The sequence below is a fragment of the Aeromicrobium endophyticum genome (genome assembly GCF_003586285.1).
GTDB classification, from domain to species: Bacteria; Actinomycetota; Actinomycetes; order Propionibacteriales; family Nocardioidaceae; genus Aeromicrobium; species Aeromicrobium endophyticum.
Genome location: NZ_QUBR01000001.1, coordinates 978,482 through 992,737, shown reverse-complemented (window position 1 = coordinate 992,737; position 14,256 = coordinate 978,482). Strand labels below are relative to the sequence as shown.

The 14,256-nt window shown below is 70.7% G+C and carries 11 protein-coding genes; 5 read left to right on the top strand and 6 right to left on the bottom strand.

Annotated elements, in window-relative coordinates; genetic code table 11:
- Positions 1 to 11 precede the first annotated feature (11 nt).
- Both DX116_RS04920 and DX116_RS04915 read left to right on the top strand, forming a co-directional pair.
- Complete coding sequence (locus tag DX116_RS04920; protein ID WP_119703050.1) at positions 12 to 635, top strand: Pr6Pr family membrane protein; 624 nt, start codon at positions 12 to 14, stop codon at positions 633 to 635.
- 50 nt (positions 636 to 685) lie between these two features.
- The gene (locus DX116_RS04915) at positions 686 to 2,038 is read left to right on the top strand and encodes an NAD-dependent succinate-semialdehyde dehydrogenase (RefSeq protein ID WP_119703049.1); all 1,353 of its coding nucleotides are present in this window, start codon (positions 686 to 688) and stop codon (positions 2,036 to 2,038) included.
- Positions 2,039 to 2,235: 197 nt separating this feature from the next.
- Here DX116_RS04915 and DX116_RS04910 read toward each other — a convergent pair whose 3' ends face one another.
- From DX116_RS04910 to DX116_RS04900, 3 genes are all read right to left on the bottom strand, one after another.
- Positions 2,236 to 3,672: an NAD-dependent succinate-semialdehyde dehydrogenase gene (locus tag DX116_RS04910; RefSeq protein WP_119703048.1), complete on the bottom strand. Its 1,437-nt coding sequence runs from the start codon at positions 3,670 to 3,672 to the stop codon at positions 2,236 to 2,238.
- Positions 3,669 to 5,015, bottom strand: coding sequence for a 4-aminobutyrate--2-oxoglutarate transaminase (gene gabT, locus DX116_RS04905; protein ID WP_119703047.1), 1,347 nt, complete (start codon positions 5,013 to 5,015; stop codon positions 3,669 to 3,671). Before gabT ends, DX116_RS04910 begins: the two co-directional genes overlap by 4 nt.
- An 87-nt stretch (positions 5,016 to 5,102) precedes the next feature.
- The gene (locus DX116_RS04900) at positions 5,103 to 5,453 is read right to left on the bottom strand and encodes a DUF3817 domain-containing protein (RefSeq protein WP_119703046.1); all 351 of its coding nucleotides are present in this window, start codon (positions 5,451 to 5,453) and stop codon (positions 5,103 to 5,105) included.
- A 55-nt stretch (positions 5,454 to 5,508) separates the two neighbouring features.
- Here DX116_RS04900 and DX116_RS04895 point away from each other — a divergent pair, with 55 nt between their 5' ends.
- Complete coding sequence (locus DX116_RS04895) at positions 5,509 to 6,153, top strand: ACT domain-containing protein (RefSeq protein ID WP_119703045.1); 645 nt, start codon at positions 5,509 to 5,511, stop codon at positions 6,151 to 6,153.
- 88 nt (positions 6,154 to 6,241) lie between these two features.
- Here the strand turns inward: DX116_RS04895 and DX116_RS04890 are convergent, their stop codons facing one another.
- Positions 6,242 to 7,141 carry an SDR family oxidoreductase gene (locus DX116_RS04890; RefSeq protein WP_119704132.1) on the bottom strand — a complete coding sequence of 300 codons (900 nt, stop codon included), beginning with the start codon at positions 7,139 to 7,141 and terminating at the stop codon, positions 6,242 to 6,244.
- A gap of 52 nt (positions 7,142 to 7,193) precedes the next feature.
- A complete protein-coding gene (locus DX116_RS04885) occupies positions 7,194 to 7,580 on the bottom strand; it encodes a DUF4180 domain-containing protein (protein WP_119703044.1) in 387 nt (128 codons plus the stop codon).
- Positions 7,581 to 7,631: 51 nt separating this feature from the next.
- Here DX116_RS04885 and DX116_RS04880 point away from each other — a divergent pair, with 51 nt between their 5' ends.
- The gene (locus DX116_RS04880) at positions 7,632 to 8,537 is read left to right on the top strand and encodes a 1,4-dihydroxy-2-naphthoyl-CoA synthase (protein WP_119703043.1); all 906 of its coding nucleotides are present in this window, start codon (positions 7,632 to 7,634) and stop codon (positions 8,535 to 8,537) included.
- Between the two features lie 56 nt (positions 8,538 to 8,593).
- Here DX116_RS04880 and DX116_RS04875 read toward each other — a convergent pair whose 3' ends face one another.
- Entirely contained in the window at positions 8,594 to 9,322 is a 729-nt protein-coding gene (locus tag DX116_RS04875) for a M20/M25/M40 family metallo-hydrolase (RefSeq protein ID WP_199715930.1), read from the bottom strand.
- Positions 9,323 to 9,510: 188 nt separating this feature from the next.
- On the opposite strand from DX116_RS04875, the gene DX116_RS04870 reads away from it, so the two are divergent.
- On the top strand, positions 9,511 to 14,253 hold the full coding sequence (locus DX116_RS04870) for an NHL domain-containing protein (RefSeq protein WP_119703042.1): 4,743 nt from the start codon (positions 9,511 to 9,513) through the stop codon (positions 14,251 to 14,253).
- Positions 14,254 to 14,256: the final 3 nt, after the last annotated feature.

The window sequence follows — 14,256 nt, the reverse complement described above, 5'->3', positions numbered from 1 at the left end:
ATCGTCGATGCGTGACCCGCACCTGGCACGGACTCATCGCGCTGCTCGTCGCGATCGCGCTGGTCGGCCAGACGGCGATCACGGTCGACGACGGCCGCTCGCTCGTCAACTTCTTCAGCTACTTCACGATCGAGTCGAACATCCTCGTGCTGGTCGCGTCGGTGCTGCTGGTGCTGAGGCCGGACCGAGGCGGCACGGCCTTCGGCATCCTGCGGCTCGGCAGCCTCACCGCGATCACCGTGACCGGCGTGGTCTACGCGACGCTGCTGGCCGGCAACGCGGAATTCGAGGGTGCGGAGTGGTGGTACGACAAGATCTTCCACTACGTCGTGCCCGTGATGACGGTGATCGGCTTCGTCGCCCTGCGGCCGCGCACGCGTCTCGAGCGGACGGCCCTGTGGTCGCTGGCCTTTCCCGTCGCGTGGCTGGCCTACACGCTGGTGCGGGCCGAGGTGGCCGATCCGGTCTACGCGCTGACGCCCACCACGACCGCGCCGGTGCCGTACGGCTTCCTCGACGTCGCCGACCTCGGCTGGCTCACGGTTTCGTCGATCTGTCTGGTGATGACGGCAGGATTCGTCGCGCTCTCAGTGTTCTACGCCCGTATCAGTCGTTCTCGCCCGGCCAGGCGGTAACGTCGGGCTCATCCCGGCAGCGTGATCCCCACCTCTCCGAAGGAGCGCCCATGACCAGTCCCACCTACCAGGTGACCGATCCGTCGACCGGAGACGTCGTCGAGACCTTCGACCACGCCACCGACGCCGAGATCGAGTCGGCGCTGACGTCGGCGCACTCGGCCTACACGGCGTGGAAGGACGTGCCGATCGCCGAGCGGGCCGTGGTGGTCAAGCGGGTCGCGGCGCTGTTCGCCGAGCGGGCCGACGAGCTGGCGGCCATCGCGACGACCGAGATGGGCAAGCCGGCGTCCGAGGGCGTCGAGGAGGCCGAGTTCTGCCAGGCGATCTTCGACTACTTCGCCGACGAGGGCCCGACCCTGGCCGCCGACCAGGAGATCAAGGGCATCACGGGCGGCCGCGCCGTCGTGCAGAAGCTGCCGGTGGGCCCGCTGCTGGGCGTCATGCCCTGGAACTTCCCGTTCTACCAGATCGCCCGCTTCGCGGCGCCCAACCTGATGCTGGGCAACACGATCATCCTCAAGCACGCCGAGTCGGTGCCGCGGTCGGCGCTGGCGGTGCAGAAGATCATGGACGACGCCGGGCTGCCGAAGGGCGCCTACGTCAACATGTTCGCGACCTTCGACCAGGTCGAGACGATCATCGCCGACCCGCGGGTGGCCGGGGTGTCGCTGACCGGCTCGGAACGCGCGGGCGCCGTGGTCGCGGCCCTGGCGGGCAAGAACCTCAAGAAGTGCGTGCTCGAGCTCGGCGGCTCGGACCCCATGGTCGTGCTCGACACCGAGGACCTCGACGCGGTCGCCGATGCCGCGTGGGACTACCGCATGTACAACACGGGGCAGGCCTGCAACTCCAACAAGCGCATGATCGTCATGGACGACCTGTTCGACGACTTCGTGGGCAAGCTGACCGACAAGGCCCTCGCCCTCGACGCGTTCTCGCCGCTGTCGTCGCGCAAGGCCGCCGAGACCCTGCACGAGCAGGTCCAGGACGCCGTCTCCAAGGGTGCGACCCTGCACGCCGGCGGCGTGCTGAGCGACGGGCCCGACGCGCACTACACGCCGGCCGTGCTCACGGGCATCACCAAGGACATGCGGGCGTACTCCGAAGAGCTGTTCGGCCCGGTCGCGGTGGTCTACTCCGTCGGATCGGACGACGAGGCGCTCGAGCTGGCCAACGACACGACCTACGGTCTCGGCGGCTCGGTGTTCGCGGTCGACGAGAAGAGGGCGCGCTCGCTGGCCGAGCGTCTCGAGGTCGGCATGGCCAACGTCAACACCACGGCGGGCGAAGGTGCCGAGATCCCGTTCGGCGGCGTCAAGCGCTCGGGCTTCGGCCGCGAGCTCGGCCCCCTGGGCATGGACGAGTTCGTCAACAAGCGCATGTTCTACATCGCCGACTGACCGAGCTCGCTCCGCGAGCGAGCGTCAGTCGGCCGCCAGCGGAGCGTGAGTGGTTCGCGGCGAAGCCGCCGTTCAACGAGGCGCTGGTGAGAAATCAAGCGCGGGTGCGTGTCTGCACCCGCGCCGGATCAGCCGCACGCCTCGCGATGGGCGGCTTCGCCGCACGGCGCTCACGGCCGCCCTCTCGCTGCGCGCGTTCAGTCCTCGGGCCAGGCGATGCTGAGGTACTGGGTCTCCTGGAACTCCTCGAGACCCATGCGGGCGCCCTCACGACCGATGCCGCTCTGCTTCATGCCGCCGAACGGTGCGGCGGGGTCGGAGACCAGCCCGCGGTTGACGCCGACCATGCCCGCCTCGATGGCCTCGCCGAGGCGGATGCCACGCTGCAGCTCGCCGGCGTAGACGTACGCGGCCAGGCCCATCTCGGTGTCGTTGGCGTAGCCGATCACCTCGTCGTCGGTCGTCCAGGTGACGATCGGCGCGATCGGGCCGAAGATCTCCTCGTGCACGATCTCGGCATCGGCCGGCACGTCGACGAGCACCGTCGGCGGGAACCAGTAGCCCTTGCTGTCGGACGGCACGGACGCCTCGTGCGTCACGCGGGCGCCGGCCTCGATCGCCCCGGCGAGCAGGGCGTTCGTCTTGTCGACGGCCTTGGCGTTGATGAGCGGACCGATGTCGGAGCCGTCCGCGGCCGGGCCGACCTTCAGCGAGGCGACCTTCTCGCCGAGCTTGCGGGCGAACTCCTCGGCCACGTCGGCGTGGACGTACAGCCGGTTGGCGGCGGTGCAGGCCTGACCTCCGCCACGGAACTTCGCGATCATGGTGCCCTCGACCGCGGCGTCGAGATCGGCGTCGTCGGTGACGATGAGCGGGGCGTTGCCGCCGAGCTCCATCGACGAGTTGACGATGCGGTCGGCGGCCTGCTTGAGCAGCACCGAGCCGATGCCGGTCGAGCCCGTGAACGAGACCTTGCGGACGCGGGGGTCCTCCAGCCACGTCGTGACGACCTTGCCGGCCGACGACGACGGGACGATGTTGACGACGCCCGCGGGCAGACCCGCCTCGACCATGAGGCGGGCGATCGCGAAGGCGGTCAGCGGCGTCTCGGACGCCGGCTTCAGCACGACGGTGCATCCCGCGGCGAGCGCGGGCGCGATCTTGCGGGTGGCCATGGCCGCCGGGAAGTTCCACGGCGTGATGAGCGCCGCGACGCCGACCGGGTGGTGGGTCACGAGGGTGCGGGTGCCGCCGGCGGGCGCGACGCCGTAGTCGCCGCCCATGCGGACGCCCTCCTCGGCGAACCAGCGGAAGAACTCGGCCGAGTACGTCACCTCGCCCTTCGCGTCGGTCAGCGACTTGCCGTTCTCGGCGGCGATCAGCTCACCCAGCTCGTCGCGGTCGCGGATCATCAGCTCGAACGTGCGGCGCAGGATCTCGCTGCGCTCGCGCGGGGGCAGGTGGCGCCAGGTCTTCAGCGCCTTGGCGGCGGCGTCGACGGCCGCGGTCGCATCGGCCTCGCTGCCGTCGGAGACGGCGCGGATCGTCTCGCCGGTCGCGGGGTCGACGACGTCGAACGTGCCGTTGGCGCCGGGGAGCCACTCGTTGTCGATGAACAGGTCTGTCGCGGTCATTTCGTCTCCTCGAAGGCGTCGATGAGGACCTGGAGTCCCTCGGTCAGGAGCTCGTCGCTGATGGACAGCGGCGGCAGGAAGCGGAGCACGTTGCCGAACGTCCCGCACGTCAAGACAATCACGCCCGCCTGGTGGGCGCTCGCCGCGACGGTGCGGGCCAGGTCGGCGTCGGGCTCGTCGGTGCCGGCCTTGACCAGCTCGACGGCGATCATGGCGCCGCGGCCGCGGACGTCGCCGATGCGGTCGTCGTCGGCCTGCAGGCGGTGCAGCACCGGCATCATCAGGCGCTCGATCTCGCCGGCCCGATCGACCAGGCCGTCGTGCTCGATGGTCTCGATCGTGGCCAGGGCGGCGGCGCACGCCAGGGGGTTGCCGCCGTAGGTGCCGCCGAGGCCGCTGACGTGCGAGGCGTCCATGACGTCGGCGCGCCCGGTGACCGCCGACAGCGGCAGGCCGCCGGCGATGCCCTTCGCGGTCACGATGAGGTCGGGCACGACGCCCTCGTGGTCGCAGGCGAACATCGCGCCGGTACGGGCGAAGCCGGTCTGCACCTCGTCGGCGACGAACACGACGCCGTTGTCGGTGCACCACTGCGCGAGCGCCGGCAGGAAGCCGTCGGCCGGCACGATGAAGCCGCCCTCACCCTGGATGGGCTCGATCACGACGGCGGCCAGGTTCTCGGCGCCGACCTGCTTCTCGATGACGCTGATGGCGCGCTGCGCGGCGGTCGTCCCGTCGACGTACGTTCCTGATGAGTCGAGTCTGTCGCGGTACGGGTACGACAGCGGCGCGCGGTAGACCTCGGGCGCGAACGGGCCGAAGCCGCTCTTGTAGGGCATCGACTTGGCCGTCATGGCCATCGTGAGGTTGGTGCGGCCGTGGTAGGCGTGGTCGAACACCACGACGGCTTGGCGCCCGGTGTGCGCGCGGGCGATCTTGATGGCGTTCTCGACGGCCTCGGCGCCGGAGTTGAACAGCGCGCTGCGCTTGTCGTGGTCGCCCGGCGTCAACCGGTTGAGCGCCTCGGCGACGGCGACGTAGCCCTCGTAGGGGGTGATCATGAAGCACGTGTGCGTGAACGCCTCGACCTGCTCGCGCACGGCCTCGACGACGCGGGGGGCGCTGTTGCCGACGGTCGTCACGGCGATGCCGGAGCCGAGGTCGATCAGGCTGTTGCCGTCGACGTCCTTGACGACGCCGCCGCCGGCCTCGACGGCGAACACCGGCAGGGTCGTGCCGACGCCGCGGGCGACCGCCGAGGTCTTGCGAGACATGAGCTCGATCGAGCGGGGGCCGGGGATCGCGGTGACGAGCTGGCGGACCTGGGGCAGGGAGGCAGACATGAGGCCATTGTCCGACCGTGAACCCATGCCGTCCAATACTGAGTGGTGATCGGATGTATGCGCGCTCAGCATGAGCTGCGCGGCCGGCTAGAGCGAGGTGGGTGCTTCGCGACGAGCCGCCGGGGCGAGCAGGCCCTGGCGGTCGGCCCAGGTCTCGAACCACACCGTGAAGAACGGCGGGATGCTGGCCGCGAGCCCCAGCACGAGTGTCTTGGCGTCCCACCGGAAGGCGCGCGCCGACACGAGCGTCGAGAGGACGTAGAGCACGAAGATGCCGCCGTGGATGGGGCCGGCGACGGGCACGCCGCCCTCGGTGAGCCCGAGCGGCTCGGCGTCGAGCACCCACTTGAAGAACATCGCGACGAGCAGGAGGCCCCACGAGACGGCCTCGGCGATGGCGACGGTACGAAAGACGGTGCGGATGACAGCAGGATTCACGCCACCACGCTACCCGCGTAACCGCAGCGAAATGCTGACCGGTGACAATGGTCATATGGCCTTCCTGCTGCGCGTCGAGCTTCCGGACGTGCCCGGATCACTCGGTGCCCTGGCGACGGCGCTCGGTGGCGCCGGCGCCGACATCGAGGCGATCGAGATCGTGGAGCGCCGGGCGGGCGGCCTCGTCATCGACGACGTCCTCCTCGAGCTGCCTCCGCAGGTCATGCCCGATGCGCTCATCACGGCGTGCCACCAGCTCGAGGGCGTGACGGTCGAGTGGATCTCGCGCTACAACGCCGGTGCGAACCTCAGCATGGACCTCGAGGCCGTCGAGCGCTTCACCGACGACCCGGCCCAGGCCATCGCCCGTCTGGTCGAGGTCATCCCCGAGACGTTCCGCACCGACTGGGCCCTGGCGCTCGACCGCGTCGACGGTGCGATGCACGTGATGGCCCAGTCGCCGACGGCCCCGAAGCTGGTGCCCGAGGCAGACGACTGGCTGGGTCTGCGCAAGGCCAAGGTGCTGCGCGAGGTGCCCCAGTGGGAGTCGACGGTCCTGGCCGCGGCGCCGGCCCGCGACCGCCGGGGCAACGGGCTGGTCGTGGTGGTCGGACGACACGGGGGGCCCGAGTTCCTCAACTCCGAGGTCGCGCGGCTGGGGCACATGGCGTCGTTGGCCGCGTCCGTCCAGACCGTCTGAGCCCTGTGACGACCTGATCGCTGATCGAGCCTGCTGGCTCACCGGGCTTCGCCGACCGGCGGCTCCGCCGCGCGCCGCTCACGCTTCGCTAGCCTGCCTGCGAGCGCCTCGCTTCGCTCGGCGTCGCAGGCACGTGGGCGTGGTGGAAGCGGCCGAGCGCGTCGACCTCGCGCTCCATGCCGGGCACCGCCTTCGACGCCATGCGCTTGAGCACGGGCCAGGCCAGCGGTGAGTTGACCAGCGACTTCGTCCAGTTCGAGACGATGACGTTCTTCGGGACGTAGGCGCGTCCCTTGCGCTTGGCCAGCCCGGCCAGGATCAGCTCGACGCACGTCTCGACGCTGGTGGTGCCGTTGGCGGGCCACGGCAGCTGCTGACGGACCCGGCGGAACGTCGGCAGGTCCTTCTCGGCGTTGCGGACGATGTCGGTGTCGATCCACGACGGGTGGCACACGCCCACGGCGATGCCGAGGTGGGCGACCTCCTGCTTGTACGCCAGGGCCAGCGTCTCGGCGCCCGCCTTGCTCGCGTTGTACGAGGCGAGGCCCGCCAGCGGGGTGAACGAGGCCTGCGACGCGACGACCAGGGCGTAGCCCTTGGTCTTGGCGAGGTGGGGCGTCGCGTACTTCAGGGTGCGGAAGACCCCGTTGACGTTGATGTCGACGACGCGCTCGAAGGCCTCGTCGTCGATCTGGCGGACGGTGCCGTACGACGCGATGCCGGCATTGGCCAGCACGAGGTCGAGACGTCCGAAGTGGGCGGCCGCCGCATCGGTCGCGGCCTGGACGGCGGCGCCGTCGCGCACGTCGGCCTCCCACCACGCGGCGGCGTCGCCGAGCTCGTCGGCGAGCGCCGACAGCAGCTCGGGCTCGAGCCCGACGAGGGCGACCCGGCCTCCTGCCTCGACGATGCCGCGGGCCACACCCGCTCCGATGCCGCGCGCGGCACCCGTGACGAGTGCGACCTTGCCGGTGAATGTCTGAGCCATGTCGGTCAACATACCGTCGGTATCTGAGTTGCGCCAGGGAACGTCGTGCGGGTCACCGCGACGAGGGGCTCCGCCGGTCGAGTCGTGCCTGGAAGGCGTCGAACGTGGGGCTGAACCACACCTGGGTGCCGTGGTTCACCTGGTCGACCCAGCCGGCGAGCGCGGTGTCGGCGGCGACCCGCTCGGCGATGTCGCCCACCACGGCGAGCCGGACGCCGTACGTGCCGAACTTCTGCGTGATGCCCTCGGCGACGCCGGTGGCCAGGTCGAAGAAGTCGTCGGTCAGACGTTCGGCGGGCACCACGACGATCTGGGCCCGCTGACCGATCGCCTCGCCGACCAGCTCGGTCGCGGCGCCGTCGGTGTCGAGGGGCATCCCGTCGGGTGCGCAGACCATCACCGAGGTGCCGTACACGGTGACCAGGTGTTCGTCCGTCATGGGCTGACCATAGCGACATGTCGGGCAGTCGCGCCGGGTAACCTCGCCGCCATGACCGTCTCCGAGACATTCGATCCGTCCGCCTGGCAGGAGGTCCCGGGATTCGAGGGACTCCAGGACCTCACCTACCACCGCGCCATCTCGCACGGCACGGTCCGCATCGCCTTCGACCGTCCCGAGGTGCGCAACGCCTTCCGCCCCGGCACGGTCGACGAGCTGCTGGCGGTGCTCGAGCACGCGCGGACGTCGTCGGACGTGGGCTGCGTCCTGCTGACGGGCAACGGCCCGTCGCCGAAGGACGGCGGCTGGGCGTTCTGCTCGGGGGGCGACCAGCGCATCCGCGGCAAGGTCGGCTACCAGTACGCCGAGGGCGAGACCGCCGCGACGGTCGACCCCGGCAAGCTGGGCCGCCTGCACATCCTGGAGTGCCAGCGCCTGATCCGCTTCATGCCCAAGATCGTCATCGCCGTGGTGCCCGGATGGGCCGCCGGTGGCGGTCACAGCCTGCACGTCGTCGCCGACCTGACGCTCGCCTCGGCCGAGCACGCACGCTTCAAGCAGACCGATGCCGACGTGGGCTCGTTCGACGGCGGATTCGGCTCGGCGTACCTCGCCCGTCAGGTGGGCCAGAAGTTCGCGCGCGAGATCTTCATGCTGGGCGACGAGTACTCCGCCGACGACGCGCACCGCATGGGCATGGTCAACAAGGTCGTCCCGCACGCCGAGCTCGAGGCCGAGGCGCTCGAGTGGGGACGCAAGATCAACGCCAAGTCGCCGACAGCCCAGCGCATGCTCAAGTACTCGTTCAACATGATCGACGACGGGCTGGTCGGCCAGCAGGTGCTGCTCGGCGAGACCACGCGCCTGGCCTACATGACCGACGAGGCCGCCGAGGGACGCGATGCCTTCCTCGAGAAGCGCGAGCCCGACTTCTCGCCCTTCCCCTGGTACTACTGAGTCCCTGGTGCTGCTGAACCCCCAGCAGTGCTGGGCGGGCGCGCCCGGGGCCGCCCTCAGGCGCGGAGCAGCTCTCGCACCACGTGCTCGCAGGCGGCGAGCTGCGCCGTGGGCACGTGCTCGTGCTCGGTGTGCGCCAACCGAGGATCGCCCGGCCCGAACGTGAGAGCGGTGAGGCCGAGCCGCTCGAGGCGAGCTGCCCCGGACCGTCCGGCGGCCCGGACCGGCTCCGGCTCGACCAGGGCGAGGAGCTCCGCGACGGCAGGGGTGTCGAGATCGCCGTCGGCGAACTCGACGCGAGCGTCGGTGGGCTCCAGCACGATCGCCAGGTCGGCCTCGAGCAGGTCGGGGCGCTGCTCGGCGAGCCGGTCGAGGCCGCTGGGCCCGTCCGCCGCCTCCCCGCCGTCGTGGAACACGAAGGTGGCATCGCGGCCGTAGGTGCCGAGCGTGGCCGCCTTGAGCATCGCCGCGAGCCCTCCCTTCATGTCGCACGCGCCCAGGCCGAAGAGCTTGCCCATCTCGACGTACGCGACCGGATCGCCGGCGCCAGCGACCGTGTCGAGGTGACCTGCGAGCAGGACGCGCTCGGGGTGGCCCAGAGCGGTGCGGGCGACGACGGTGCCGCCGAAGCGCTCGACGGTCAGGTGCGGCTGGGTCCGCAGAGCCTGCTCGATCGAGTCCGCGATCGGTCCTTCGTCGCCGCTGGCGGACCCGATGTTCACCAGCCCCATGGTCAGGGAGGCGATGTCGAGCGGCAACGGGAGCGGCATGACGAAGGTGTCCACGTCGATCACTCTCCCAGCCCTGGATCCGGTCGTCGACCAGAGGCGTCCACGTCTCGATAGTTGTTCATCGCAACCATTCCGGTCGTTGGTGGGACGTTCATCTCGGGCCGCTCAACTACCCATGCGTCATAGCGGCCTGTCGGGTCTGCTGGCACCCCTCTGCACGACCGCACCGAACTGGAGAGCTGATGAACGTCGCGCCGCCCCTGAGGGTCATGGAGCAGCACCGCGGGTTGCGCCGGCTGTGTGCCGTCCTGCTGGCGTTCGCGATGGGGCTGGCCGTGCTCAGCGCCGTCTCGCCGAGCGCCGTCGCCGCGTCGTCGGCACCCGACCACCTCGTGATCTCGGCCGTCTACGGCAGCGACGGCGGCGCCTACAACAGCGACTGGGTCCAGCTCTACAACCCCACCGACAGCGACATCTCGCTCGGCACGATCAGCGGCTCGACCGTCACGCCGAGCTACTACCAGTGCTACCGCTCGGTCACGAGCACGAGCTGCTCGTCGATGAAGCTGTACGGCACCGTGCTGGCGCACCACTCCTTCCTGATCTGGAACGGGCACAACGCCGACACCGCGGCCGGCAGCAGCCGCGGCCTCCCGCCGGCCGACGTCACGCCCGACCTGAACTTCGCGCTCAACGCCGGCAACACCGCCGGCACGTCGACCGACCCGTCGGGCCAGTCGAACAACGGCTTCGGCGGCTACTCGTCCGGTGGACAGATCATCCTGCTCAAGGCGTCGAGCGGTGGCACCTACACGGGCACCGGCGACCTGTCGTCCGCCGCCGCCAAGACCGCCGGTGTGGTGGATGCCGTGGGGTGGACCAAGTACGCGTCATCGGCGTACACGCAGCCGGGAAGCGCCGAGACCGGCGGTGCCGCCACGGTGTCCGGTGCCTCGGCCGGGTCGTCCAACGCGTACGTCTCGTCGCGCACGTTCACCGGCGGCGTCCCGGTCGACACCGACAAGAACGACCACGACTTCACCGCCGTCACCGGGTTCGCGCTCACCTCGCAGGCGAGCAGCCGCGTCACCGTGGCGAGGATCAGCGACGCCATCGCCAGCCCGAACCAGCCGATGACACCCGTCCAGGCGCAGGGCAGCAAGGGAGTGGGCACGCTCAGCTACGCCGCGACCGGCCTCCCGGACGGTGTCGTCATCGATCCGAGCACCGGTGTCATCAGCGGAACGCCCGCGGGGACGAACGACCTCACGGCCTATCCGGTGACGGTCACCGTCTCCGACCAGACACCGAGCCAGCCGGACACCGCGAAGACGTCCTTCACCCTCACGCTGAGCAAGGTGCTGCGGCTCGACCCGCTGTCCGACGCCTCCGTCCGCAAGGGCGAGGCCCTCGCGCCGATCCAGGTGGGCACTCATGGCGGGACGCCCGGCTACACCTACACGGCGACGGGCCTGCCGGCCGGCATCGCGATCGACCCGGGCACCGGCCTGATCAGCGGCACCCCGACGGACGCCGTCGCGCACTACGGCGTCCACGTGACCGTGGGCGACAGCGGCACGGGCGATGCGGCCCAGTCCGTCGCGGCCGACTTCACCCTGATCGTGCGGCCCAGGACGACGGCGCCGGGTGGCTCCGACCCGCTCGCCGGCCTCAGGATCAACGAGGTCAGGAACACCGGCCGCCCGGCCGACGACTGGGTCGAGCTCGACAACACCGGGGCCGCTGTCACCGGTGCGGCGGTGAGCCTCGTCGACGACGACGGCGATGCGTACGCGCTGCCGTCCCAGGACATCGCCGCGGGCGCGTTCGTCGTCGTCGACGGTGACGACCTGCACGCCGCCGGCCTCGACCTCGACGCCGCCGACACCCTGGACCTCATCGACCGCGACGGCACCGCCCTCGACGAGACGTCGTGGACGTCGCACGCCCCGACCTCATGGGCGCGGACCACGGACGGCACCGGCGCCTTCGGCGTCTCGGCCTACCCGACCAAGGGCACGACGAACCCGGGCGCGCCGGCGATCTCGCCCAACGACCTGCTGGTCTCCGAGGTCAACTACGACACCAACTCGACGGACTACTACGAGTACAGCGAGGTCACCAACACCACGGACCACCCGATCGACTTCGCGGCGTACGGCCTCACCCTGACCAAGAGCGGCACGGCGATGACGCTGCACGACTCGTCCGACACCTCCAAGACGTCGCCGACGGTCGACCCCGTCATCCCCGCCCACGCCACCCAGATCTTCTGGTGGGTCGAGAACCAGTACCTCGGCGTCAAGACGACGGCGCAGTTCCTGGCGAACTACGGGCTCCCCGCGTCGACCCCCGTGGTGCTGGTGTTCGGCTTCTCCTCGCTGGGCAACTCCGGCGGCGACCACAGCTACGACCTCTCGGTCGTGGCGGGCGGCAGCACGCTGGTCTCCCGCGCCTACGTCGACACCCCGTGCGCGGCCAACACCTTCAACGGGGCGTCGGTCTGCCCGGCCACCAACAACAACTCCGCCGAGCACTACGCGGTGCCGGCCGACCGTTCCCGGCCCGATGCCGCTGTCTGGTACAACTCGCTGTTCACCGGTGGCGACAACGTCAACCACACCCAGAAGGCGAAGCTCAGCTCGCCGACGACCATCGATCTCGAGCAGGTGGCATTCACCCGGGCCGTGAAGATCGCTGGAGCGACCGCGACCGCCGTCACCCTGCACAACTACTCGAGCGCGACGGTCGACGTGTCGGGGTACGTCCTGCAGCGAAACGGCGCGGGCACCGGCTACAGGTTGCCGTCGGGCACGACGATCGGGGGCGGCGACGACCTCGCGATCGCGTCGTCCGACTCGGGACTGTCGTTCGCCGGCCGCGACTACGCCACGCTGCTCGCGCCGCGCGGGTATGCCTACAGCGACGGGGTCGGCATCGCCGACACGACGGGCCCCCTGCTCAGGACGCTGGCGTACGACGCGAGCTCGGGGAACGACCCCGTGATCGACCCGACCACCGGTCTGCCGCTGCCTCCGGCCGGCGGCCTGTACCGACCTGCCGGCATCTCGGCGCACGACGGCACGGTCTACGTCTCCAACACCGGCGACAACCTGCTCGCCACGGTGGCCCACGGATCGAACGCGATCATCGCCGGCTCCCTGGCGGGATACGGCGAGCTCGGCAACGAGGGTCCGGCGACGCAGGCCCAGCTGTACCAGCCGGGCGGGACGGCCCTGGACTCGCACGGCAACCTCTACGTCGCGGACAGCGGCGACAACGTGATCCGCGTGATCACCACCGACGGGACGATCCATCGCTTCGCCGGGACGGGTGTCGCCGGTGGCGCGGGGGCGACGGTGACCCCGAGCAGCACGCCGCTGTCGGTCAACCTCTGGCACCCGAACGACGTCGTCGTCGACGGCTCGGACAACGTCTTCATCGCCGACACCTCGGACAACCGGATCCTCGAGGTCACCCCGGCCGGCACGATCCGGGTCGTCGCCGGCACCGGCAGGGCCGGCTACACCGGAGACGGCTCGCCCGCGCCGGCCGCGAGGCTCTCTCAGCCCGCCGGCGTCGCGGTCGACGCCGACGACAACGTCTACATCGCCGACTCGTCCAACAACGTGGTCCGCCGCGTCGACGGCACGAGCGGCGAGATCACCACGGTGGCAGGCGACTACGCGGCCGGCCTGGCGGGCAACGACTGCCTGGGCGGGTACTCGGGCGACGGCGGTCCGGCCACGTCGGCCCTGCTCAACGACCCGCAGGGCGTCGCGATCGACGGCGCCGGTGACCTGTTCATCGCCGACACGTTCAACCACGCGATCCGCCAGGTGCTCCCGAGCGGCGTCATCTCGACCGTCGTCAACGTCGGAGCCGTCGCGGGCTCCGGCAATGCGAGCCCGACGGGCAACGGCTCGCTCCCGGCGACCACCAGGCTCAACACGCCGCACGCAGTGGCCATCGACCCCGTGACGCACCACCTCTACATCGCCGACACCAAGAACAACGTCGTCGACGAGGTGGTCAACGCGGCTCAGGGCGGCCAGGCCGCAGGCCCCCTCGAGCCCGCCGACCAGGTGGCCGTGACCGGCTCCGGGGTCGCCTCGAGCGTCTGTGCGGCCCGTGCGAACGGCCCGGTCGTCTCCACGGACGGACCGACCGTCACGGGGACGCTCGCACCCGGTGCGACCCTGACGGCCGACTCCGGCACGTGGAGCCCGACCCCGGACTCCTTCACGTACCAGTGGCTACGAGACGGTGTCGCCATCGGCGGGGCCACCACGAAGACGTACGTGGTGACGAGCGGCGACGCCGGCCACGCGCTCGCCGTCGCGGTGACCGCGGCCAAGGAGGACTACGCCTCGGCCAGCGCGACGTCGGCCGCGGTGGTGGTCCCGGTGCCGCAGCCGAGCACGCTGACCACCGCTGCTCCCAGCGTCAGCGGCGCGGTCAGGGTGGGCTCGACGGTGACCGCGACGCCGGGCGCCTGGTCGGCCGGCTTCTTCCCGGTGACCTCTTTCAGCTACCAGTGGCTGCGCAACGGCGTGGCGATCCCGAGGGCGACGCGGTCCACGTACACGGTGTCCAGGAAGGACCACCGCAGCAGGATCTCCGTCCGGGTGACCGGCTCGTACGCCGGCTACACGAGCGCGACCGCGACGTCCTCGACGCACTCGGTGGCCGCCGGCAGGCTGGTCTCCGCGACTCCGAGAATCACGGGCAAGGCCAAGGTCGGCAGCCGGATGACCGTGAAGCCGGGGACGTGGAGAGCCGGCGGGGCGAGGCTGAGCGGCCACCACCTCCACTACCAGTGGTACGCCGACGGCCGGCGGATCAGCGGCGCGAAGCACGCGACGCTCGCGATCGGCCGCAAGGACGAGGGCAAGCGGATCACCGTCAAGGTCACCGGCTCGACCACCGGCTACGCGACCGTGACGAGATCGTCCAAGCACACGGCCGCGGTGAGGGCCCGATGACCA

Coding starts and splice junctions, on each gene's coding strand:
- DX116_RS04885 (WP_119703044.1), bottom strand. CDS start 7,580: ATGACGGACGAACACCTGGTCACCGTGTACGGCACCTCGGTGATGGTC.
- DX116_RS04895 (WP_119703045.1), top strand. CDS start 5,509: ATGGCCTTCCTGCTGCGCGTCGAGCTTCCGGACGTGCCCGGATCACTC.
- gabT (WP_119703047.1), bottom strand. CDS start 5,015: ATGTCTGCCTCCCTGCCCCAGGTCCGCCAGCTCGTCACCGCGATCCCC.
- DX116_RS04870 (WP_119703042.1), top strand. CDS start 9,511: ATGAACGTCGCGCCGCCCCTGAGGGTCATGGAGCAGCACCGCGGGTTG.
- DX116_RS04910 (WP_119703048.1), bottom strand. CDS start 3,672: ATGACCGCGACAGACCTGTTCATCGACAACGAGTGGCTCCCCGGCGCC.
- DX116_RS04880 (WP_119703043.1), top strand. CDS start 7,632: ATGACCGTCTCCGAGACATTCGATCCGTCCGCCTGGCAGGAGGTCCCG.
- DX116_RS04890 (WP_119704132.1), bottom strand. CDS start 7,141: ATGGCTCAGACATTCACCGGCAAGGTCGCACTCGTCACGGGTGCCGCG.
- DX116_RS04915 (WP_119703049.1), top strand. CDS start 686: ATGACCAGTCCCACCTACCAGGTGACCGATCCGTCGACCGGAGACGTC.